The sequence below is a fragment of the Streptomyces sp. YS415 genome, assembly GCF_023544665.1.
GTDB lineage: Bacteria > Actinomycetota > Actinomycetes > Streptomycetales > Streptomycetaceae > Streptomyces.
The window spans coordinates 65,009-86,214 of the sequence record NZ_JAMJFL010000001.1 but is presented as its reverse complement, the minus strand read 5'-3'; the positions used below and the strand labels follow the sequence as shown (position 1 = coordinate 86,214).

General features: G+C 72.5%; 20 protein-coding genes. 11 read left to right on the top strand and 9 right to left on the bottom strand.

What is annotated here, in order from left to right:
- The first annotated feature begins 153 nt into the window (after window positions 1–153).
- From M8H82_RS00400 to M8H82_RS00375, 6 genes are all read left to right on the top strand, one after another.
- Window positions 154–1,704, top strand: a complete 1,551-nt coding sequence (locus tag M8H82_RS00400; RefSeq protein WP_250070222.1) for an MFS transporter — start codon at window positions 154–156, stop codon at window positions 1,702–1,704.
- A 33-nt stretch (window positions 1,705–1,737) separates the two neighbouring features.
- On the top strand, window positions 1,738–2,373 hold the full coding sequence (locus tag M8H82_RS00395; protein ID WP_250070221.1) for a TetR/AcrR family transcriptional regulator: 636 nt from the start codon (window positions 1,738–1,740) through the stop codon (window positions 2,371–2,373).
- 181 nt (window positions 2,374–2,554) lie between these two features.
- Window positions 2,555–3,607 (top strand): endonuclease/exonuclease/phosphatase family protein, encoded by a 1,053-nt coding sequence (locus M8H82_RS00390; protein ID WP_250070220.1) that lies wholly within the window; start codon window positions 2,555–2,557, stop codon window positions 3,605–3,607.
- Window positions 3,608–3,719: 112 nt separating this feature from the next.
- Entirely contained in the window at window positions 3,720–4,943 is a 1,224-nt protein-coding gene (locus M8H82_RS00385; protein WP_250070219.1) for an MFS transporter, read from the top strand.
- Between the two features lie 79 nt (window positions 4,944–5,022).
- Complete coding sequence (locus M8H82_RS00380; RefSeq protein ID WP_250070218.1) at window positions 5,023–6,048, top strand: ATP-binding cassette domain-containing protein; 1,026 nt, start codon at window positions 5,023–5,025, stop codon at window positions 6,046–6,048.
- Window positions 6,045–6,854 (top strand): ABC transporter permease, encoded by an 810-nt coding sequence (locus M8H82_RS00375; RefSeq protein ID WP_250070217.1) that lies wholly within the window; start codon window positions 6,045–6,047, stop codon window positions 6,852–6,854. Before M8H82_RS00380 ends, M8H82_RS00375 begins: the two co-directional genes overlap by 4 nt.
- Window positions 6,855–6,881: 27 nt before the next feature.
- Here M8H82_RS00375 and M8H82_RS00370 read toward each other — a convergent pair whose 3' ends face one another.
- Both M8H82_RS00370 and M8H82_RS00365 read right to left on the bottom strand, forming a co-directional pair.
- Entirely contained in the window at window positions 6,882–10,115 is a 3,234-nt protein-coding gene (locus tag M8H82_RS00370) for a BTAD domain-containing putative transcriptional regulator (protein ID WP_250070216.1), read from the bottom strand.
- A 37-nt stretch (window positions 10,116–10,152) separates the two neighbouring features.
- Window positions 10,153–10,701 carry a DUF6578 domain-containing protein gene (locus M8H82_RS00365; protein WP_250070215.1) on the bottom strand — a complete coding sequence of 183 codons (549 nt, stop codon included), beginning with the start codon at window positions 10,699–10,701 and terminating at the stop codon, window positions 10,153–10,155.
- Between the two features lie 106 nt (window positions 10,702–10,807).
- Between M8H82_RS00365 and M8H82_RS00360 the strand changes: the two genes are divergently transcribed.
- Window positions 10,808–11,575 (top strand): site-2 protease family protein, encoded by a 768-nt coding sequence (locus M8H82_RS00360; protein ID WP_250070214.1) that lies wholly within the window; start codon window positions 10,808–10,810, stop codon window positions 11,573–11,575.
- Here the strand turns inward: M8H82_RS00360 and M8H82_RS00355 are convergent.
- Both M8H82_RS00355 and npdG read right to left on the bottom strand, forming a co-directional pair.
- Window positions 11,560–11,739, bottom strand: coding sequence for a hypothetical protein (locus M8H82_RS00355; protein ID WP_250070213.1), 180 nt, complete (start codon window positions 11,737–11,739; stop codon window positions 11,560–11,562). The two genes, M8H82_RS00360 and M8H82_RS00355, sit on opposite strands and share 16 nt — an antisense overlap.
- Window positions 11,740–11,851: 112 nt before the next feature.
- A complete protein-coding gene (npdG, locus tag M8H82_RS00350; protein ID WP_250070212.1) occupies window positions 11,852–12,559 on the bottom strand; it encodes an NADPH-dependent F420 reductase in 708 nt (235 codons plus the stop codon).
- A 144-nt stretch (window positions 12,560–12,703) separates the two neighbouring features.
- On the opposite strand from npdG, the gene M8H82_RS00345 reads away from it, so the two are divergent.
- The gene (locus M8H82_RS00345) at window positions 12,704–13,315 is read left to right on the top strand and encodes a hypothetical protein (RefSeq protein WP_250070211.1); all 612 of its coding nucleotides are present in this window, start codon (window positions 12,704–12,706) and stop codon (window positions 13,313–13,315) included.
- Window positions 13,316–13,387: 72 nt separating this feature from the next.
- Window positions 13,388–14,671, top strand: a complete 1,284-nt coding sequence (locus M8H82_RS00340; protein WP_250070210.1) for an MFS transporter — start codon at window positions 13,388–13,390, stop codon at window positions 14,669–14,671.
- On the opposite strand, the gene M8H82_RS00335 is transcribed toward M8H82_RS00340, so the two are convergent.
- Window positions 14,672–14,899, bottom strand: coding sequence for a hypothetical protein (locus tag M8H82_RS00335; protein WP_250070209.1), 228 nt, complete (start codon window positions 14,897–14,899; stop codon window positions 14,672–14,674).
- A gap of 58 nt (window positions 14,900–14,957) precedes the next feature.
- Between M8H82_RS00335 and map the strand changes: the two genes are divergently transcribed.
- Window positions 14,958–15,815, top strand: coding sequence for a type I methionyl aminopeptidase (gene map / locus M8H82_RS00330; protein WP_250070208.1), 858 nt, complete (start codon window positions 14,958–14,960; stop codon window positions 15,813–15,815).
- Window positions 15,816–15,927: 112 nt separating this feature from the next.
- On the top strand, window positions 15,928–16,575 hold the full coding sequence (locus M8H82_RS00325) for a heme oxygenase (biliverdin-producing) (protein WP_250070207.1): 648 nt from the start codon (window positions 15,928–15,930) through the stop codon (window positions 16,573–16,575).
- An 8-nt stretch (window positions 16,576–16,583) separates the two neighbouring features.
- Here M8H82_RS00325 and M8H82_RS00320 read toward each other — a convergent pair whose 3' ends face one another.
- The 4 genes from M8H82_RS00320 to M8H82_RS00305 are packed head-to-tail and all read right to left on the bottom strand — an operon-like array spanning window position 16,584 to window position 21,039.
- Window positions 16,584–17,228 (bottom strand): PhzF family phenazine biosynthesis protein, encoded by a 645-nt coding sequence (locus M8H82_RS00320; protein WP_250070206.1) that lies wholly within the window; start codon window positions 17,226–17,228, stop codon window positions 16,584–16,586.
- Entirely contained in the window at window positions 17,221–18,099 is an 879-nt protein-coding gene (locus tag M8H82_RS00315) for a hypothetical protein (RefSeq protein ID WP_250070205.1), read from the bottom strand. The genes M8H82_RS00320 and M8H82_RS00315 overlap by 8 nt, the downstream gene beginning before the upstream one ends.
- A gap of 11 nt (window positions 18,100–18,110) precedes the next feature.
- Complete coding sequence (locus tag M8H82_RS00310) at window positions 18,111–19,613, bottom strand: HtaA domain-containing protein (RefSeq protein WP_250070204.1); 1,503 nt, start codon at window positions 19,611–19,613, stop codon at window positions 18,111–18,113.
- Window positions 19,614–19,647: 34 nt separating this feature from the next.
- Window positions 19,648–21,039: an HtaA domain-containing protein gene (locus M8H82_RS00305; RefSeq protein ID WP_250070203.1), complete on the bottom strand. Its 1,392-nt coding sequence runs from the start codon at window positions 21,037–21,039 to the stop codon at window positions 19,648–19,650.
- Window positions 21,040–21,206 lie beyond the last annotated feature (167 nt).

Here is a 21,206-nt window from a genome sequence, read left to right as displayed (position 1 = left end):
GGCGCCCTGACGGCGTCCCCGGACCACCTCCATGGTGGCACCTCGTGCCAAGCGCGGCTAGGGGGACCCCGGTCACGCTCGAGCGCGGTGAGAGCCGGGTAAGAGATTTACGATACGACACGTATCCGTATCGTAAATGGTTACTCTGGCGGCATGATTGCCTCCGCTCCCCCTGTACCCCGGATACCGGAAGCGGTGCACCGTCGCCGCTGGGCCATTCTCGGCGTGCTCATGCTGAGCCTGCTGATCATCGTGCTGGACAACTCGATCCTGAACGTCGCCGTCAAGACGATCTCGACGCCCGCCCCGACCGGCCTCGGCGCCACCCAGAGCGAGCTGGAGTGGGCCATCAACGCCTACACCCTGGTCTTCGCGGGGCTGCTGTTCAGCGCCGGTCTGCTCGGAGACCGGCTCGGCCGCAAGAAGATCCTGCTCGGCGGGCTCGCCGTCTTCGGCATCGGCTCCGCGCTCGCCGCGTTCGCCGGGTCCCCGGGCGAGCTCACCGCCTTCCGGGCGGTGATGGGCCTCGGCGCCGCCTTCGTCATGCCGGCCACCCTCGCCGTCCTGATGAACGTCTTCGAGCGCGACGAGCAGCCCAAGGCCATCGGCATCTGGGCGGGCGGGGTGGGCCTGGCCATCGCCATCGGCCCGATCACCGGCGGCATCCTGCTCGACCACTTCTGGTGGGGCTCGGTCTTCCTCATCAACGTCCCCATCGTGCTGATCGCCGTCGCGCTGATGATCTGGCTGGTTCCCGACTCCCGCGACCCGGACCCCGGCCGCGTCGACCCCGTCGGCGTCGTCCTGTCCGTCGCCGGCCTGGTCCTGCTGGTCTACGGCATCATCTGGGGCGGCGAGCTGGCTGACTTCACCGATCTCACCGTGGTGTCGACGATCGCCGCGGGGCTGGCGTTCCTGGTCGCCTTCGTGGTGTTCGAGAAGCGCAGCGACCACCCGTCGATCGATGTCGGCTACTTCCGCGACAAGGTCTTCTCGGCCGCGATCGCCGCCATCGCGCTGGTCTTCTTCGCGCTGATGGGCGTGACGTTCTTCTCCGTCTTCTACACCCAGAGCGTGCGCGGCTACTCGCCGCTGGAGACCGGACTGCTGCTGCTCCCGCTCGCCGTCGCGCAGCTGCTGTTCGCACCGCGCGCCCGCCTCCTGGTCGACCGCTTCGGCAACCGGGCCACCACCACCGCGGGCATGGCATTGGTCGCGGCGACGCTGGCCGCCTTCGCCACGCTGGACGCGGACACGCCGATCTGGATCCTCGAGGTGATCTTCTTCCTCATGGGCACCGGCATGGCGCACATCATGACGCCGGTCAGCGTCGTGATCATGCAGACCCTGCCCCGCGAGAAGGCCGGTTCCGCCTCCGCGCTCAGCAACACCTTCCGCCAGGTCGGCGGCGCCCTCGGGATCGCCGTCCTCGGCTCCGTGCTCTCCACGGCGTACCGCTCCTCGATCGAGGACGACCTCACCGCGGTGCCGCCCGGGCTGCGGCACACGGCGGGCGAGTCCATCGAGTCGACCCTCGCGGTCGCGGCGAAGCTCGGCCCCCAGGCGGGGCCCTTGGCCGACCGGGCCGACGACGCCTTCCTGCACGCCATGCACGTCACCGCCCTGGGCGGCGCGGCGGTCGCGGTGGTCGGAGCGGTGGTGGTGGCGCTGTTCCTGCCGGGAAGGACGCCGGAGCGGTCCTGACAGAATTCCCCGGACCACAGAAGGGACCCGCACGTGACACTCGCCGACCGTCAGCCCGGCCCGGTCCGGGGCCGCCCGCGCAGCGAGGCCGTGGAGCGCGCCATCATCGAGGGCGTGATGCGGCTGCTGGAGGAGGGCGTACCGCTCGCGGAACTCTCCATCGAGCGGATCGCCCGTACCGCCGGGGTCGGCAAGGCCACCATCTACCGGCGCTGGCGCGGCAAGGAGGAGCTCTTCGTCGACGTCGTACGCGCCGCCGAACCCCCCGACCCCGAACTGCCCGGCACCTCCCTGCGCGACGACCTCGTCGTGCTGCTGGAGTCGCTGCGCCGGCGCGGGCTGGTCAGCCGGTCTTCGGCGATCCTGCACAACGTGCACGCCCAGATGAAGAGCAGCCCCAAGATCTGGGCGGCGTACCACACCCTCGTCGTCGCCCCCCGGCGCCGGCTCTGCATCGAGGTGCTGCGCCGCGGCCAGCGCGACGGGGAACTGCGCGAGGACGTCGACGTGGAGCTGCTCAACGACCTGTTCGTGGGCCCCATGCTGCTGCGGTCGGTGATGCGCCCGGACGCGGACCTGCCGGCCGCGCTGCCCGAACAGATCGTCGACACCCTGCTGGAAGGGCTGCGACCCGTCAGCTCACCGTCCGTCAGTTCGCCTCCTGCGTAGCGGATGTGCGCGTTTCGTCACAGAGCGCGCTTTCCGCGGGCGTGCCCGGAACTCCCGGAGCCAACTTGGACGTCCTCGTGCCCGTACGGCCGTCCCGGGACGGCAGGAAGAGAACCGATCATCCCCTAGGGTCGTAACCGCGGGGGATGAAGGTGTGCACGGCAGGCAGTGAGGCGACGGTATGGCGCAGCAGGCATACATGACGGAGACGGACAACGGCGGCTCGGGACCCGACCGCCGGGGAAACCGGTTCCGGCGTCTGCTGGGAAGACTGGCGGCCGGCTGGCGCGGTGACCCGCGGATCTGGCGCCGGGGCATCGTCACCGCCGTGATCGCGGTGCTGCTCGCCCTGGTGATGCTGCTGCACGCGCAGATCCCGAACGCCATCGGCAACCTGGGCAGCCTCACCGAGACCTTCCTGCCCTGGATCGGCGTGCTCGTCCCGCTGCTGGTGCTGGTCGCCCTGGTCCGCAAGTCCGCGACCGCGCTGATCGCGGTGGTACTGCCCGCGGTGGTGTGGCTGAACCTCTTCGGCGGGCTCCTCAGCGACAAGACCTCCCCCGGCGGCGACCTCACGATCGCCACGCACAACGTCAACGCCGACAACACCGACCCGTCGGGCACCGCCCGCGACGTGGCCGCCTCCGGCGCGGACGTGGTGGCGCTGGAGGAGCTGACCGCGAGCGCGGTGCCGGTGTACGAGAAGGCGCTGAGGTCGACGTACAAATACCACTCGGTGCAGGGCACGGTCGGGCTGTGGAGCAAGTACCCGCTGACCGGGGTGAAGGCCGTCGACATCAAGCTGGGCTGGACCCGGGCCATGCGCGCGGCCGTGAGCACGCCGTCCGGCGAGATCGCGGTGTACGTCGCCCACCTGCCGTCGGTGCGGGTGAAGCTGGAGGCCGGGTTCACCGCCCGCCAGCGCGACAAGAGCGCGGACGCGCTGGGCGAGGCCATCGCCGACGAGAAGCTGCCCCGCAGTGTGCTGCTCGGGGACCTCAACGGCACCATGAACGACCGCGCGCTGAACGCCGTCACCTCCCAGATGCGCTCCACGCAGGGCGCCGCGGGGACCGGGTTCGGGTTCAGCTGGCCGGCGTCGTTCCCGATGGCGCGCATCGACCAGATCCTGGTGAAGGGCATCGAGCCGGTCACCTCGTGGACGCTGCCGGAGACCGGGAGCGATCACCTTCCGGTGGCCGCGCGTGTGAAGGTCGACACAACCGCCTCGTAAAAGCCCCTGGTCACCTGGGCTTAACCTCCAGGAATACTGGGCCTGGGAGAGTTTGTTCCGTACTTGAACATATGCTGTACGGAACCCCGCTCCCGAAAGGCACAGGCCCTCCATGCCCTTGGCTCTGCTCGCTCTCGCCGTCGGCGCCTTCGGCATAGGCACCACCGAGTTCGTCATGATGGGCCTGCTGCCCGACGTCGCGGCCGACCTCGGCATCTCCCTCCCGGCGGCCGGCCACCTCGTCTCGGCGTACGCCCTCGGCGTCGTCGTCGGCGCCCCGCTCCTCGCGGCCGGCACCGCGCGGATGTCCCGCCGCACGGTCCTGATCGGCCTGATGCTCCTCTTCGTGGTGGGCAACGTCCTGTCGGCCCTCGCGCCCGGCAACGGCTCGCTGCTCGCCGCGCGCTTCCTGAGCGGTCTTCCGCACGGCGCCTTCTTCGGCGTGGGCGCGGTCGTCGCCACGACGCTGGTCGCCCCGGAGCGCAAGGCCCGCTCGGTGTCCCTGATGTTCCTGGGCCTGACGGTCGCCAACATCGCGGGCGTGCCCGTCGCCACGCTCCTGGGCCAGCACCTGGGCTGGCGGGCGACGTTCCTGGGCGTGAGCGCGATCGGCGTGGCCGCGATCGTGTCGCTCGCGCTGCTGATCCCCCGCACGGACGCGCCGGGTGCCGCCTCCTCCGGCCTGCGCGGCGAAGTCGCCGCCCTGCGCTCGCTTCCCGTCTGGCTGGCCCTCGGCACGACGGTGGCCGGCTTCGGGGCGCTCTTCGCCGCCTACAGCTACATCACGCCGATGCTGACGGATGCCGCCGGGTACGCCGACGCCAGCGTGACGGTGCTGCTCGCGCTGTTCGGCGTGGGCGCGACGGCCGGGAACCTGCTCGGCGGGCGGCTGGCGGACCACGCGATGCGCGCGACGCTCTTCGGCGGGCTGGTGTCCCTGGCGCTGGTCCTGGCCCTGTTCCCGCTGCTGATGTCCTCGGCGTGGAGCGCGGCGCTGGCGGTGGTGCTGCTCGGCACGGCGGCGTTCGTGACGGGCTCCCCGCTGCAGCTCATGGTCATGGAGAAGGCGTCGGCGGCCCCGTCCCTGGCCTCCTCCGCCAACCAGGCCGCCTTCAACCTCGCCAACGCCGGCGGCGCCTGGATCGGCGGTCTGGCGCTGGCCGCGGGCTTCGGCGTCACCTCCCCCGCACTCGCGGGCGCCGCGCTGGCCGTACTGGGCCTCGGCGTGGCGGGAACGGCGTACGCGGTGGACCGCCGCCGGGTCGCCCGGCCCGCCCGCGAGCGCCTGATCGCCGGCCACCTGCCCCAGGAGACGGCGCGGGCCGTGCGGTCCTGACGGCCGGTGTCGGCGGTCTGCAGGCAGCCGTCGGCCTCCTGTCGGTGGTTTGTCGGTGCGGGTCGGCAGCGTGGGGGGCATGACGCGAATCGATGTGAAGGGCGGCGGCGCGGGGAGTGCCGTCACTGTGCGCGGGCTGGTCAAGCACTACGGCGAGACCAAGGCGCTGGACGGTGTGGACCTGGATGTCCGGGAGGGCACCGTGATGGGGGTGCTCGGCCCGAACGGGGCCGGGAAGACCACCCTCGTGCGGATCCTGTCCACCCTGCTCGCCCCCGACTCCGGGCAGGCCACCGTCGCCGGGTACGACGTCGTGCGGCAGCCCCGGCAGCTGCGCCGGGTGATCGGCCTGACCGGGCAGTACGCCTCCGTCGACGAGAAGCTGCCGGGCTGGGAGAACCTGTACCTCATCGGGCGGCTCCTCGACCTGTCCCGGCGGGACGCCCGCGCGCGGGCCGACGAGCTGCTGGAGCGGTTCTCGCTGACCGACGCCGGCAAGCGGCCCGCCGCCACCTACTCCGGCGGCATGCGCCGGCGGCTCGACCTCGCCGCGTCGATGATCGGGCACCCGGCGGTGCTGTATCTGGACGAGCCGACCACCGGGCTCGATCCCCGCACCCGCAACGAGGTCTGGGACGAGGTCAAGGCCATGGTCGGCGACGGTGTCACCGTGCTGCTGACCACCCAGTACATGGAGGAGGCCGAGCAGCTCGCCGACGAGCTGACGGTCGTCGACCGGGGCAAGGTCATCGCCAAGGGCGGCATCGAGGAGCTGAAGGCGAAGGTCGGCGGGCGCACCCTGCGTGTGCGGCCGGCCGATCCGCTGCAGCTGCGGCCGCTCGCCTCCCACCTCGACACTCTCGGGATCACCGGGCTCGCCACCACCACCGTCGACGCCGACCGGGGCGCCCTGCTGGTGCCGATCCTCAGCGACGAGCAGCTCACCGCCGTCGTCGGCGCGGTGACCGCCCAGGGCGTCACGCTCTCCTCGGTCTCCACCGAACTGCCCAGCCTGGACGAGGTGTTCCTGTCCCTCACCGGCCACCGCGCCAGTGCTCCGCAGGACGCCGTACCCACCGACGAGCGCGAGGAGGTCGCCGTATGAGCGCCACCACCGTCACCACCGCCGACGCCCGCATCCCGGTGCGCGGCCACCTCCGGCACACCGGCGCCCTCGTCCGGCGCAATCTGCTGTGGATCCGGCAGGACCCGGAGTCGATGGCCGACGCCGTCCTCTTCCCGATCGTCTTCACCCTGCTGTTCGTGTACGTCTTCGGCGGCTCCATCGGGCAGTCCCTGGGCGGCGGGCAGGACGCGTACGTGCAGTACGTCGTGCCGGGCATGCTCGCCATGATGGGCATGACCATGGCCCAGGGCGTGGGCACCGGCTTCAACCAGGACTTCAACACCGGTGTCATGGACCGCTTCCGGTCGCTGCCGATCGGCCGCGGCTCGGTGCTGTTCGCGAAGATCGCCGTCGAGCTGCTGCGGATGCTGTTCGCCACCGCCGTGCTGATGATCGTGGCCCTGCTCGTGGGCTTCGACATCACCAGCTGGACCGGACTGCTCGCCTCCGTGGCCCTGTCGGTGGCGTTCGGCTCGGCGCTGATGTGGGTGTTCCTCACCCTCGGCGTGGTGATGAAGAACGCCCAGTCCGTGCAGGCGATGGGCTTCCTGGTGCTGATGCCGCTGCAGTTCGGGTCGTCGATCTTCGCGCCGACCGAGTCGATGCCGGGCTGGCTGCAGAACTTCACCGACTACAACCCGCTGTCCGCCCTCGCGGACGCGGCCCGCGGGCTGATGAACGGCGGGCCGGTCGCCCACGACCTGTGGCTGACGCTCGGCTGGTCGGTGCTGCTCACCGCGGTCATGGCGCCGATCGCCATCCACAAGTTCCGCACCAAGACCTGACGGAACAAGAAGTGACCCGGGCCCGGGTCACACCAGGGCGGCGGCCTCCTTAGCGGTGAGGTCGCCGCCCTCGGCGAACCCGGCCTCGTACGCCTCGTCGTCGAGGACCGCGCGCACCGCGGCGACCGCCCGGTCCCGGCACTCGCGCTCCAGCGTGGAGTTGCGGTGCCCGGGCGGCCACAGCGCCTCGGCGGCCCCCAGGCAGCGGGCGGCGTCGAGGGGCGCGGTCGGGGCCAGCGCCACGGCGGCGATGACCAGGCACCCCGAGACCAGTTGCGGGGCCATCGCCTGCGACAGCGGGTCGTCCGCCTGCTCCAGAGCGCGCCGCAGCTTCTCCCGCGCCTGTTCGTGCAGCCCGTCGGAGGCGTCCAGCCAGGCCTCCCCGCTGAGGATGAAGGCGTCGAAGACGTGGAACTGGGCGAGGCCGAAGTCCTCGCGCAGCAGCCGCATCTGCTCGCGCGCCTCGACGGTACGGCCGGTGATGCTGAGCCAGCCGGCGAGGATGATCCGGCTGAACGGCATCGCCTCGCTGTGCCCGCCGTCCAGTCCGTCGATGACCTCCCGCAGCAGGCGTTCGCCCTCCTCGGCCCGCCCGCCCTCCAGCAGCGCGCCGGCCAGCCGGGCGCTGAGGACGGCCTCCTGGGCGTGCGCGCCGAGGCGGCGGGCGTGTTCGACGGCGGCCTCGTAGTCGGCGGCGGCCTCCAGGAAGGCGCCCTTGCGCTCGCGGGCCTCGCCGCGTGCCGCCAGCGCCTCGGCGCTGCCCCAGGCGTCGCCGAGCCGCCGGTAGATGGTCAGGGACTCGTCGGCGTCCTGGGCGGCGGCCGCGGCGCGGCCGGGGCGGTGGGCGAGGAGGTTGGCCCGCATCTGGAGGGTGGCGGCCAGTTCCCAGTCGTAGTCGGGGGTGCGGCGGCAGGTCTCCACGGCGGCGTCGAGGATCGTGCCGACCCGGCCGATGTCGCCGGTGAGCATCACGGCGAAGATCGCAAGCAGGCCGGGGCTGCGGCAGGTCTGCGGCAGCCCCGGCTCGTAGACCCCGGCGATGGTGCGCAGCTTCTGCTGGGCGGCCGGGTTCTGCCAGGCGGCGATCTCGGTGTCCATGCAGGCGAGGTGGCACAGATGGACTCCGCGCCGCGCCTCCGCCAGGACCTCGCCGGTGTACGGGGGCGGGTCCGCGGTGACGCGCCGCCAGACCGGCTCCGCCCGGCGCATGGGCTCGGCGAAGGGGTCGGGGCCGAGCGTCATGACCTCCGCGCACCAGCCGCGGGCCTCGATCCGCAGGTCGCGCATCTGCCAGTACCAGGCCAGCGACAGTACGAGGGTCACCGCTTCCTGCTCGTCGCGTTCGGCGACGGCGTGGCGCAGGGCGGTGCGCAGGTTCTCGTACTCCCGCTGGAGCCGTTCCACGGCCTCCAGTTGGCGGGGGCCGCGCAGCAACGGGTCGGTGGTGCGGGCGAGTTCGCGGTAGTACGTCAGATGCGCGCGCTCGGCGCGGGGGCGCTGCCCGGCCTCGTCCAGGCGCTCGCCCGCGTACTCGGCGACGGTCTCCAGGAGCCGGTAGCGCATGGCGCCGTCGCCCGAAGGGGCGGCCACCACCAGGGACTTGTCGACCAGGGAGCCGAGCGCGTCGAGGGCGGCCGGTCCGCACACGGCCTCGGCGGCGGGCAGGTCGCAGCCGCCGGCGAAGACCGACAGCCGGCTCAGCACCGCGCGTTCGTCCTTATCGAGCAGGTCCCAGGACCAGTCGACGACGGCCCTGAGGGTCTGCTGGCGGGGCAGGACGGTCCGGCTGCCGGAGGTGAGCAGCCGGAAGCGGTCGTCGAGCCGGTCGGCGATCTGGCGGGGGGTGAGCATTCGCAGCCGGGCGGCGGCGAGTTCGATGGCGAGGGGGAGTCCGTCGAGGCGGCGGCAGATCTCGGCGCACGCCTCGGGGTCGTCGTCGACGCTGAACCCGGGCCGGGCGGCGGCCCCGCGGTCGGCGAACAGCCGCAGCGCGTACGGCTGCGGCAGCGGCTCCACCGGCCGCAGCACCTCGCCCGGTACGCCGAGGGGTTCGCGGCTGGTGGCCAGGACGGTCAGGCCGGGGCAGCGGGCCAGCAGGTGCTCCGCGAGCCGGGCGGCGGCGTCGACGACGTGCTCGCAGTTGTCGAGGACGATCAGCATGCGGCGCCGGGCGCAGTGCTCCACCAGCCGGTCGAGCGGGTCGTCGTGCCGGTCGGCGACGGCGCTGCGGAACTCCTCGGCACCGGCGCCGTACAGCACGGTCTCGCGGGCGCCCACGGCGGTGAGCACGGCCTCCGGTACGGCGGCCGGGTCGTCGACGGGGGCCAGCTCGGCGAGCCAGATCCCGTCCCGGGCGGCGTCCCGGAGCGTCTCGGCGGCCTCCTGCGACAGCCGGGTCTTGCCGGCGCCGCCGGGGCCGAGCAGCGTGACCAGGCGGGCGCTGCCGAGGTCCCCGCGGATGGCCTCGATGTCGGCTTCCCGGCCGACGAAGGAGGTGAGCCGGGCGCGCAGGTTGCCGGGCGTGGCCGGCGCCGCCGGTTTCAGCAACTCGGCGTGCAGTGATCGTAGTTCGGGGCCGGGGTCGGATCCCAGCTGCTCGGCGAGGAGCTGTCGTACGTCGTCGTAGGCGGCCAGCGCCTCGGCGGCGCGGCCGGTGTCGCGCAGCGCGCGCAGGCGCAGCGCCTGCAACGGCTCGTCGAGCGGATGGCTGTCGCACAGGGCGGTCAGTTCCGGCAGCGCGGTTCCGGCCTGGCCCAGGGCGAGGGCGGCGGTGTGCCGGGCGCGCAGGGCGTCCAGGCGCCGGGCCTCGCAGCGGGCGGCCTCGGCGGTGCGGTCGGGGAGGTCGGCGAGGGCGGGGCCGCGCCACAGGGCGAGGGCGTCGTCGAGGACGCCGGCGGCCTTGGCGGGGTCGCCGTCGGCGAGGGCGCGAAGTCCGTCGGCGGTGAGCCGTTCGAAACGGTGCAGGTCGATGTCGTCGGGGCCGGCGGCCAGCCGGTACCCGCCGTCGACGGACGCGACGGCCTCGGCGCCGAGCACCCGGCGCAGCCGTCCGACGAGCGCCTGCAGCGCCCCGGCGGCGTCGGCGGGCGGGTCCGCGCCCCACACCTCGTCCACGAGGAACTGCACGGGTACGGTCCGGCCGCCCCGCAGCGCCAGCACGCTGAGCAGCGCACGCAGCCGCGCCCCGCCGACCGGGAGCGGGGTGCCGTCGGAACGGAGGGCCTGAGTGGTGCCGAGGATGCGATAGCGCACGGGGTCCATTGTCTCTGGTGGGTGGGGGGTGGGCGCGGGGGCGGGCTCAGGGGGCCGGGATCTCCAGGGTCACCAGCGCTCCCGTCTCCCTCCGGCCGCGGCCCGGTGTGGGTGGGGCGGGGTCGGTGAACCACTTGGGGCAGGTGTCGACCGGGCGCAGGGAGCGGGTGCCGGGCACCGGGTGCCAGGTGCGGGAGCCGGGGTCGGTCTCGGCGTACTCCTGGCTCACTACCCGGAGGGCCCGCACCCGCCCCCGGGCCTCGGGCCACTCGCCGCCGTGCCGTTCCACCGTGAGCAGTCCGGCCAGGCGGATCCGGTCGCCGGGCCGCTCCTCGCCGAGGGCCTCCGGAGCCATGACGTCGACGGGGTCCTCGTGCAGGGCCACGGTCAGTCCCGACTCCTCCTGAAGGACCCGGACACCTCCCACCTCCGCCACCTCCCCGACGACCGTCGCGAGCTCGTCGTCCCAGTCGCCGCCCAGGACGTCGCCGGAGTCGTCGAGCAGCAGCGGCCAGCTCACCTCGTCGCCGAGGGAGAACGGTGTGCCGCAGCACTCCATCTGCCAGTCCGCGTAGAACACGTGCCAGATCCCCATCCCCCCACCTTCTCCGGAACCAAGGCCGGCCCGCGAGACGTTTTCCCGGTGCGCCCGGTACCGTCGGGCGGCAGCACACCGCGTGCCGATCAGTTCAGGGAGCCGCATGACCGCCATCACCACCCGCCACAGCGACCGGCGGATGAGCCCCGTCTTCGTGGGGATCCTGGCTGTCACGGCGGTGACCGGCTGGGCCACCTGGACCGGGTTCGCCGAGCAGCCGGGGCTCGCCGTGTTCCTGTTCGTGACGGCGGCCTGGATCGTCTCCCTGTGCCTGCACGAGTACGCGCACGCCCGCACGGCCCTGCACAGCGGCGACATCACGGTCGGCGCGAAGGGCTACCTCACGCTGAACCCGCTGAAGTACACCCATGCCCTGCTGAGCATCGTGCTCCCGGTGCTCTTCGTGATCATGGGCGGGATCGGGCTGCCCGGCGGCGCGGTCTTCATCGAGCGCGGCCGGATCCAGGGGCGGTGGCGGCACAGCCTGATCTCGGCGGCGGGCCCGCTCACGAACCTGCTGTTCGCCGCGGTGTGCACGGCACCGTTCTGGCTCGGCGCCCTGGACGGCGTCCCCGACGACTTCCGGTTCGCGCTCGCCTTCCTCGCCCTGCTGCAGGTCACGGCGGCGATCCTGAACTTCCTGCCCGTTCCGGGCCTGGACGGCTACGGCGTCATCGAGCCCTGGCTGCCCTACAGCGTCCGGCGCCAGGTGGAGCCGTTCGCGCAGTTCGGGCTGCTGTTCGTGTTCGCGCTGCTGTGGCTGCCGGCGGTGAACGGCGCGTTCTTCGACCTGGTCGACTCGATCCTGCGCGGCCTCGGGGTGAGCGAGCTGGAGACGGCGCTCGGCTGGGACCTCTACCGCTTCTGGTAGGCGGCGGCCTTCTGGCGCTTCAGGTAGTACCAGCACATGTTGGACGACAGCCCCGCCAGCAGCACCCAGATGATCCCCAGGAAGCTGCCCTGCACGAAGGAGACGACGGCGGCGGCCACCGCGAGGACGCAGACGGTCAGGGCGTAGAGGGCGAGGCGGGGCATGCGGGGGGCTCCTGTCGGGGGGACACTGCGGTACGACGACGTCCAGTGTCCCCCATCCCCTCATTCGTCCGTGATGCGGTGTCCCGTCATCCGTCCGTGACGCCGAGTGCGGTCACACGTCCGTGACGCGGAGTCCCGCGTGCGCCTTGTAGCGCCGGTTGACGGAGATCAGGTTGGCGACCAGGGACTCGACCTGGTGGGCGTTGCGCAGGCGCCCGGCGAAGATGCCGCGCATGCCGGGGATGCGGCCGGCCAGCGCCTGGACGGTCTCCACGTCCGCGCGCGCCTCGCCGAGGACCATCACATCGGTGTCGATCTCGTCGATCGCGGGGTCCTGCAGCAGCACCGCCGACAGGTGGTGGAAGGCGGCCGTGACCCGGGAGTCCGGCAGCAGGGCGGCCGCCTGCTCGGCGGCGCTGCCCTCCTCCGGCTTCAGGGCGTAGGCGCCCTGCTTGTCGAAGCCGAGCGGGTTGACGCAGTCGACGACCAGCTTCCCGGCGAGTTCCTCGCGCAGCGACTCCAGGGTCTTGCCGTGGCCCTCCCACGGCACGGCGACGATCACGATGTCGCTGCGGCGGGCGCACTCGGCGTTGTCGGCGCCCTCGACTCCGTGCCCGAGTTCCTCGGCGGCGGTCTGCGCGCGGTCCGCCGCACGGGAACCGATGATCACCTTCTGGCCGGCCTTGGCGAGCCGGTAGGCCAGGCCCTTGCCCTGCGGCCCGGTCCCGCCGAGCACGCCGACGACGAGCCCGGAGACATCGGGAAGGTCCCAGGGGTCCTTGGCGGGGGCCTTCTGTGCAGCACTGTCGGTAGAGGTCATGGCCCGACTGTACGTCCGCGTCGGCGGCCCCTCGGCTCCGGACCGGATCGCCGGATGCCGGCGGGGCGTACCCCGTGACCGGGTTGGGGGAATTCGGGGCGAACTGCCCCTGCCGGGCGGCCCGGTGCGGCAGGATGCGGGGCCATGGACGCCGTACGGGTCGCGCTGTTGCGTGAAGTGCTCGCCGGGACCGAGTGGTTGGGGGCCACCCGGAGGTTCGCGGGTGTGCTGCGGGGCTCGGTGGTCTCGCACGGCGGGGGGCTGCTGCTCGTCGGCACCGAGGAGTACGAGCCGTGGCATCTGGCGGCCCATCTGGTGGACGAGGCCGCGTGGTCGGGCACGCCCGAGCTGACGCCGACGCTGGTACGGCATGACGCGAGCGCGGCGGATCCGGCGCATCTGGCGGTCGGGCTCGGGCGGCTCGCGGCGGCGCGGCGCGGTGAGACGCTGCTGGTGGTGTCGCCGCAGGTGCCGGGGGCGGGCCTGCTGGAGCGGGTGCACGACGCGCGGCGGGCGGGGGCGACGGTGCTGGCGCTGGGCGCCGGTGCCGGGGAGGGCGACGACCTGGCGACGATGGCCCACGAGTCGCTTTCGGTGCCGGAGGCCACGGATCTGGACCTGGACACGGTGCAGCATCTGGTGAGCGCGGCGGCCGGGGAGAATTCCGTTCCCTCCCCCCGGGCCCGCCGGCGCTTCCGCGACCGCCTGTCAGCTCTTGCGGACCAGTTGACGGCACCGCCACCGGCGCGCTGGTGACCTCTGTCGGCGGTGAGATCACGGCGAAAAGAAGTTGCCCCGCCGACCCGTCCCTGCCGACCATGACCTCTCGTGAGTTCTTTCCTCCCCGATCTGTCCCCCTGGCGGGCCTCCGCCGACTTCCGGCGGCTGTGGCTGGCGGGGCTCGTCTCCGGATTCGGCAGCTTCCTGACGTTCGTGGCGCTGCCGGTGCAGGTCAAGGAGCTGACCGGCTCCGCGGCGGCCGTCGGCGCGATCGGCGCGGTGGAACTGGTCCCGCTGATCGTCTTCGGCCTGTACGGCGGGGCCCTGGCCGACTCGCTCGACAAGCGCGGCCTGATCATCTGGACCGAGGTGGGCCAGGGAGTCCTGAGCGCGGCGCTGCTGGTGAACTCCCTGCTGCCGGAGCCCGTCGTATGGCCGCTGTATGTCGTGGCGGCCCTCTCCTCGGCGCTGGTGTCCGTGCAGCGCCCGGCGCTGGACTCGCTGTGGCCGCGGATCGTGGCCCACGACCACCTCCCGGCCGCCGCCTCCCTGAACGCGCTGCGCTGGACGGTCGGCGGCGTCGCGGGCCCGGCGGTGGCGGGTGTGGTCGTGGCGTACGCCGGTCTGGGCTGGGCCTACGCCGCCGACCTGCTGACCTTCGTCGTCTCGGTGGTCCTGATCATCCCGCTCGCCTCCTCCCCGGCCGCGCACGAGGCCGCGAAGCCGTCGCTGAAGGCGATCGCGGAGGGCGCCCGGTACGCGTGGAGCCGCAAGGAACTCCTCGGCACCTACGCGATCGACCTGGCCGCGATGTTCCTGGCGATGCCGCTGGCGCTGCTGCCGTTCCTCGCGGACGAGCTGCACGCGGAGTGGTCGCTGGGACTGATGTACGCGGCGGTGCCGCTCGGGTCGCTGCTGGTGAGCGTGACGAGCGGCTGGACCGGCCGGATCCACCGGCACGGGCGGATGGTGGTGCTGGCGGCCGCGCTGTGGGGCGTGGCGATCGCGGCCGCCGGGGCGGTGGGCAACGTCTGGCTGGTGCTGCTGTTCCTGACCGTGGCGGGCGGCTGCGACATGGTCAGCGGGATCTTCCGCGGGGTGATGTGGAACCAGACGATCCCGGACGAGCTGCGGGGGCGGCTCGCCGGGATCGAACTGCTGTCGTACTCGGTCGGGCCGACCCTCGGCCAGGTCAGGTCGGGCGGTTTCGCCGCGTGGTGGGGCGTGCGGGCGTCGGTGTGGTCCGGTGGCCTGCTGTGCGCCGGCGCGGTGGGGCTGCTGGCGCTGTGCCTGCCGAAGCTGATGACGTACGACGCCCGGACGAGCGAGCACGCGAAGAGTGTGCGCGAACAGCGCACGGCGGCCCGGGCGTCGGCTCCCGCCGAGTCCTGATCAGGTGTCGTCGGCGCCCTTGGGGGCGTCGTGCCAGTTGGGGTCGTTCTCCCACTGGAGGTTGCGCTCGCGGGCGGTCTCCATCGCGTGCTCGGCCTCCCTGCGGGAGGTGTAGGGACCGAAGCGGTCCTTGCCGGGGCAGTCCGGACCCTCCTCGACCTTCTTGTGCTCCAGGCAGTAGTACCACTCGCCCGGCTTCCCGACGGTGCGCTTCTTGAACAAGGCCATGACCAGCTCCTCTCGCCACGGACATGTTCCCCCACGGCGGCTCGTTAGACTCGCTGGCATGTCTGGCCAGTCGCTGCTCGTACCAGGGGAGCTGTCTCCCACCCGTTCCGTACCCGGAAACATCCGCCGTCCCGAGTACGTCGGCAAGCCCGCGCCGACGCCGTACTCGGGCCCGGAGGTGCAGACTCCGGAGACCATCGAGGCGATGCGTGTCGCCGGCCGGATCGCCGCGCGGGCGATGGCCGAGGCGGCGAAGCTGATCGCGCCCGGGGTCACCACCGACGAACTGGACAAGGTGGCGCACGAGTACATGTGCGACCACGGCGCCTACCCGTCGACGCTCGGCTACCGGGGCTTCCCGAAGTCGCTGTGCACCAGCCTCAACGAGGTGATCTGCCACGGCATCCCGGACTCCACGGTGCTGCGCGACGGCGACATCATCAACCTCGACGTGACGGCGTACATCGGCGGCGTGCACGGCGACAACAACGCGACGTACCTGGTCGGGGAGGTGGACGAGGAGAGCCGCCTGCTGGTGGAGCGCACCCGTGAGTCCCTGAACCGTGCCATCAAGGCGGTCAGGCCGGGCCGCCAGATCAATGTCATCGGCCGGGTCATCGAGTCGTACGCCAAGCGCTTCGGCTACGGCGTGGTCCGCGACTTCACCGGCCACGGCATCAACTCGTCGTTCCACTCCGGCCTGATCATCCCGCACTACGACAGTCCGCACGCGACGACGGTCATCCAGCCCGGGATGACCTTCACGATCGAGCCGATGCTGACGCTGGGCACCCACGAGTACGACATGTGGGACGACGGCTGGACGGTCGTGACGAAGGACCGCAGGCGGACGGCCCAGTTCGAGCACACGCTGGTGGTGACGGAGACCGGCGCGGAGATCCTCACGCTGCCGTAGCGCCCCTGGAACCCGCCCCTGCTGGGGGCGGGTTTTTTCTTGTACGCTTTTACCGACAGCACGTCGGCAACCCTATTGACTTAGGTTAGCCTTACCTTAGAGGATGTGCGGTATGGACTCCTTCTCGACAGTCATCCGCACCGCTTCCCACGAGCAGCACGTGGAGGCGGAGACCTCGACGTTCATGAGCGACCTGCTCGGCGGGCGCCTCGGCGTCGACGCGTACGCGCGCTACACCGAGCAGCTGTGGTTCGTCTACGACGCACTCGAGAGCGAGGCCGGACAGCTGGCGTCGGATCCGGTGGCGGGGCCGTTCATCCAGCCGGAGCTGTTCCGGCTGCGCGCGCTGGAGAAGGACCTGGCGCATCTGCGGGGGCCCGAGTGGCGGGCGGGCGCCTCGGCATTGCCGGCGACGCAGGCGTACGCGGACCGGGTCCGCACCTGCGCCCAGGAATGGCCGGCGGGCTACATCGCCCACCACTACACCCGCTACCTCGGCGACCTCTCCGGCGGCCAGATCATCCGCGACAAGGCGGAGAAGACCTGGGGCTTCGAGAGGAAGGGCGACGGCGTCCGCTTCTACGTGTTCGAGGAGATCACCAACCCGGCCGCCTTCAAGCGGGGTTACCGGGAACTGCTGGACGCGGTGCGGGCGGACGACCTGGAGAAGCAGCGCGTGGTGGCCGAGTGCAAGCGCGCGTTCGCCCTGAACACGGCGGTCTTCCGGGCACTGGGCGAGGAGTTCCCGCTGTCGGCGTGAGGGCCCGGTCAGCGTTCCAGGACGACCCGGCCGCCCAGTTCCACCCAGCCTCCCGGCTGCGGGGCCGTCAGCAGCTGGGAGCCCGCCCCCTGGGTGATGTTCAGGGCGCGCCCCAGGCGTTCCGTCAGCAGCAGCGCCGCCGCACCCGTGGCCTCGTCCTCCTCGATCCCGTCGCCCCGGCCGGGAAAGCCCCGCGCCCGGACCCGGCCCGCCGCCTCGTCCTCCCACGCCCAGGCATAGAGCCACTCCCCGGGCGCGGGCACCGAAAGCGCGTCGACCTCCGCGGCGGACCCGTACTGACGCAGCGTGCGCGGCGGCGCCCACTCCGGCCGGGCCTCGATCCAGCAGAACTCCCCGTCCTGCCGGGCACCGACGACCCCCGCCGGCGTCACCAGTTCCGGGACGTCCAGGAGCCAGGCCGCGCCCACGCAGGGGTAACCCGCGAACGGCAAACGGACGCCGGGCGTGTAGATGTCGATCACCCCACGCTCGGGATCGTCGACGAACACCGTCTCGCTGAACCCGAGTTTCGCGGCGAACGCCTGCCGCTCCTCCGGCTCCGGCAGCGCCGAGCCCTCCCGGACCACGCCCAGCTCGTTGCCGTAGCCGCCGCGTGGCCCGCAGAAGACCCGGAGCACGTCATAGTCAGTCACGGGGGAATTGAAACATCACCCGAGCTGCGAAGTCGTCCCAGGCAGCGGCGCCACCGGGCAGGTCCCGGAACCGGCTGGGCGGCACCCCGTAGGGCAGGTCGGCGAGCGTATCGGCGTACGCCTCCTCCGCGGCGGCCCGCCGGCGTTCGGTGCCGGGGTGTGCGGTGAGCCCTTGCATGCGGCGCTCGTGCGCTTCGGTGAACTCCTCGGCCGCCCGCCGCCACTCGGCCTCGTCGGGCACCTGGGTCAGCTCGACACACTGCGGCACCCGGCCCTCGGCGAGCGCGGCCACGGCCCTGTCGTGTCCGTCGAGGAGCACCCAGCCGTCGAGGAAGGCCACCCACCACAGCAGAACGGGCGCGAGGGTGCCGTCCCGGGCATGCTTGCGGTACGCCTTCACCCGCGCGGCGTCCGGCGCCGAGAGCCTGCGCAGGGGGAGCACGCCGTGCCAGCCGCCCCCGCAGGACAGTTCCAGCCGGCCGGCCGGCCACTCGGACACGAAGTCCTCGGTCCAGACGCCCGGTTCGAAGCAGCCCCGGCGGGCCAGCTCCCAGCGCCCCTCCAGCAGCGGCGTTCCGTCCGCCTCCTCCAGCCACCGGGCGTACCGGTGCGGCCAGTTGACCTGCGACCGCATCTCCGCCGAGCGCACCGGCGGCAGGGGCGAGCGGTAACCGTCCAGGCGGTGCAGATACAGCTCCGGGCAGCAGCCCTCGCCCACCGACCGGCCCAGCAGCACCGGCCGGTCCCCCTGCCTGAGCACGAGCCGGCCACCGCTCGCCGTCTCGAAGCCCAGCGCGGGCGGGCCGGGACGGCCCCGTACGTGCAGTACCAGCCGCCCCGGCCCGAGCAGTTCCCTGTGCCCTCGCTTCATGGGCACCAGTCTTACGCCTCCGTACGCCGCCTGCGCAGCGCGAACACCACGCCCGCGCCCGCCGCCACGGTCACCGCGGCGGCCGTACCGAGGGCCGCGACGGGGACGTCGGATCCGGTGGAGGCGAGCCCGCCCGATATCCCGCCGGTCGTCGAGCCGGTGCCGCCGGTGGTGGAACCGGTCGTGCCCGAGCCGCCGCCGGTGGAACCGGAACCACCCGTGGAACCGGAGCCGGCACCCGGCAGTTCGGCGTCGTCCGTCAGTGCCACCGAGACGTCGATCGGGTCGAGTTCGGCGCCCGCGGGGTAGAAGCCGCCGAAGGCCTCCGCGCCCGCGGCGGTCAGGGTGGCGGTGACGTCGGTCAGGGTTATGACGTCGCTTTTGGCGGTGAGGTCGGCGGTGTCCGCCTCAAGGTCGGCCAGTTGCACGTCCTTGGACGTCTTGCCGAGGCTCGTCACGTCGGCGGTCAGGGCGCCGGAGCCGCCGTCGAGGGACACTTCGAGGCCGGTCAGGGTGAGGCCGAGACCGTACTCGCCGTTCTCCTCGTGGCCCTTGAAGTTCACCGCACCCGCGAAGGAAGCCGACAGGGAGTCCGCGTCGGTGTCGTACTCCCCCGTCGCCTCGACGAACGTGAACGCGCCGTTGTCCGCGGCCTGGCTCGCCCCGCCCGACACCGTGATCTTCCCCTTCGCCACGCCGTCCACGACGTACGAACGGAAGGACTGCTTCACGCCCCAGCCGAGGGTGCCGTCGACGATGTCCCCGCCAGCGAGTGCTTCGGTGGCTGTGGCGGAGGGCGAGGCGCTCTCGGAGGCAGAGGCGGAAGCGGAAGCGGAGGCCGACGGGGTCGCGCTCGCCGAAGCCGAGGTGGACGGGGATGGGGACGCGGATGTCGTCGGGGTCGCGCTCGGGGAGCCGCTCGGGGTGGCCGTCGGGCTCGGTGACTGCGACACCGTCTTCTGGACCACCGTCAGCGGGTCTCCCGCCGCCCCCGCGTAGCTCGCGCTGCCGAAGACGTCCGCGGCCTGCTTGGTCAGGGTCGTCGCCATGTCCGTCATCGCCCGCGTGACGGTCACGTCCGCGAGCGGAACGTCGTCCGTCGTCGTACCGCCCTTGGTCACATCGGCGGTGATCTCGGCGGCCGTGGTGTCGAACCGCACGTCGGTCAGGGCGATGGCGAACCCGTGCAGCTGGGACTCGATCTTCAGGCTGCCCTTGAAGCCGAGGTCCACGGTATGCGCGGTGGAGTCGTAGCTGCCCGCGCCCTCGGTGAAGGTGAACGCCCCGTTGCCCGCGGCCTGCGAGGCGCCGTCCGTGGCGGTGAAGGTGCCGGCCGCGAACCCGGTCACGTAGGTGCGGTACGACTGCTTGATGCCCCACGTCAACTCGTAGCCCGTCAGCGGGACTTCGGCCGCCGTGGCGGTGGTGGAGGCGAGCGCGGTGGCGCCGAGGGCGGCGGCCGTGGCGACCGCGGCGGCGAGGGCGAGGGGGCGGCGGTGCGATCTGGCGGGCATGGTCGGGGGTTCTCCTTGCGAGAGGGGGGTGGGTTCAGTTCCTGCGCCTGCGGGCGGTGACGACCGCGAGGGCCGCGGCCACCAGCAGCAGGCACCCGGCCGCGACACCGAGGGACAGGGCAACGGGGACACCGCCGTCGTCGTCCGGGGTGCTCGCCACTGGTTCGGTGGAGGGTTCGGGGGAGGCCGCCTTCGGCGGCTCACTGGCCGTTGGGCTGCTGCCCAGGTCGGGCAGGGCGGGGAGTTCGGCGTCCCGGGTGGTCGCCACGGCCAGGGACACCGGGTCCATGTCCGTGCCCGCCCGGTACATCCCGCCGAAGGCCTTGGCGCCGCGGGCGGTGAGCTTCGCGGGCGCCTCGGTGAGCGTGACCAGACCGTGGGCGGTCTTCAGGTCCTTTGCCGTGAAGGTGATCAGCGGGACCTCGGCGGCGGTGAGGTCGGGGGCCGCCACATCGGCGTAGAGCGTGCCCCTGCCGTCCTCGACGGTGACGCGGACATCGCTGAGTTCGAGATCGAGCCCCTGCTCGCCGGTGAAATGGACGGCACCCCGGAACCGGGCGGTCAACTCCCCCTTCCGGTAAGTCCCTTCGCCCTTGGGGAAGCGGAACAGCGCGCCTCCGTCCTGGGCGCCGGAGGTGAGCGTCCACGCGCCCTGGGCGATGTCGCCGGTGACGTACTCGCGGAAGGTGCGGCGCACACCCCAGTCGACGGCGCCGTCCTCGATGGCGTCGCTCGAAGGCGCCTTCTTGGACGGTGACTTCGAGGCGGTCGGGGTGGGTGACTCGGCGGCGGCGGCCGGCTGTACGTCCGCCGACAGGCTCACCGGGTCGAGCGCGGTCCCGGCCGTGTAGTACCCGGCGAAGGACGTGGCGCCCTGGGCGGTGAGGGTGGCGGGGAGGTTGTTGAGCACGACCGTGTCGCCGCCGCCCCGCATGTCGATGCCGCCCAGGGAGAGGGAGGCGAAGGGCACTTGGCGGGACGTCGTGACCGTCCCCGTGCCCTTCGCCTTGCTGGTGACGTCCACGTAGAGGGTTCCGGCGGAACCGGAGACCCGGACGGTGGGGCGGCTGAGGGTGAGGTCGAGCTGATGGCCTCCGGAGTCCTCCTGGTGGCCGAGGAAGCGGACCCCGCCGGCGAAGGACGCGGTGAAGGCGCCGGTGCCGCCGTCGTAGGTGCCGGTGGCCGAGTGGAACCGGAAGCTGCCGGTGCCCACCGTGGCCGCGCCACCGGTGAGGGAGTAACTGCCCTGCGCGACGGGGCCGGTGACGTAGCTCTGGAAGGAGGACTTCACGCCCCAGTCGAGCCGGCCGCCCTGCACGGTGCGGGTCGCGGCGTGCGCGTCCGGCGCCGGGAGCAGAGCCCCGAGGACGGCCAGGCACAGCACGGCGAGAACGCCGTACAGGCGTCTCGGCAGGGATGGGGACATGGGTGGCCTCCGGGGACAGCGAGGTCCGGCCGGCATCCGGTGACGCTGGCCAGGTAAGGCAAGGCTAACCTAAACTACAACGCGTCCCGATCGACAGACCGGGATCCGAACACAGCCCGGTCACAGGGAAGAAGCGCACGTCAGAGCGGGCGCGGAGAGAAGGTCCG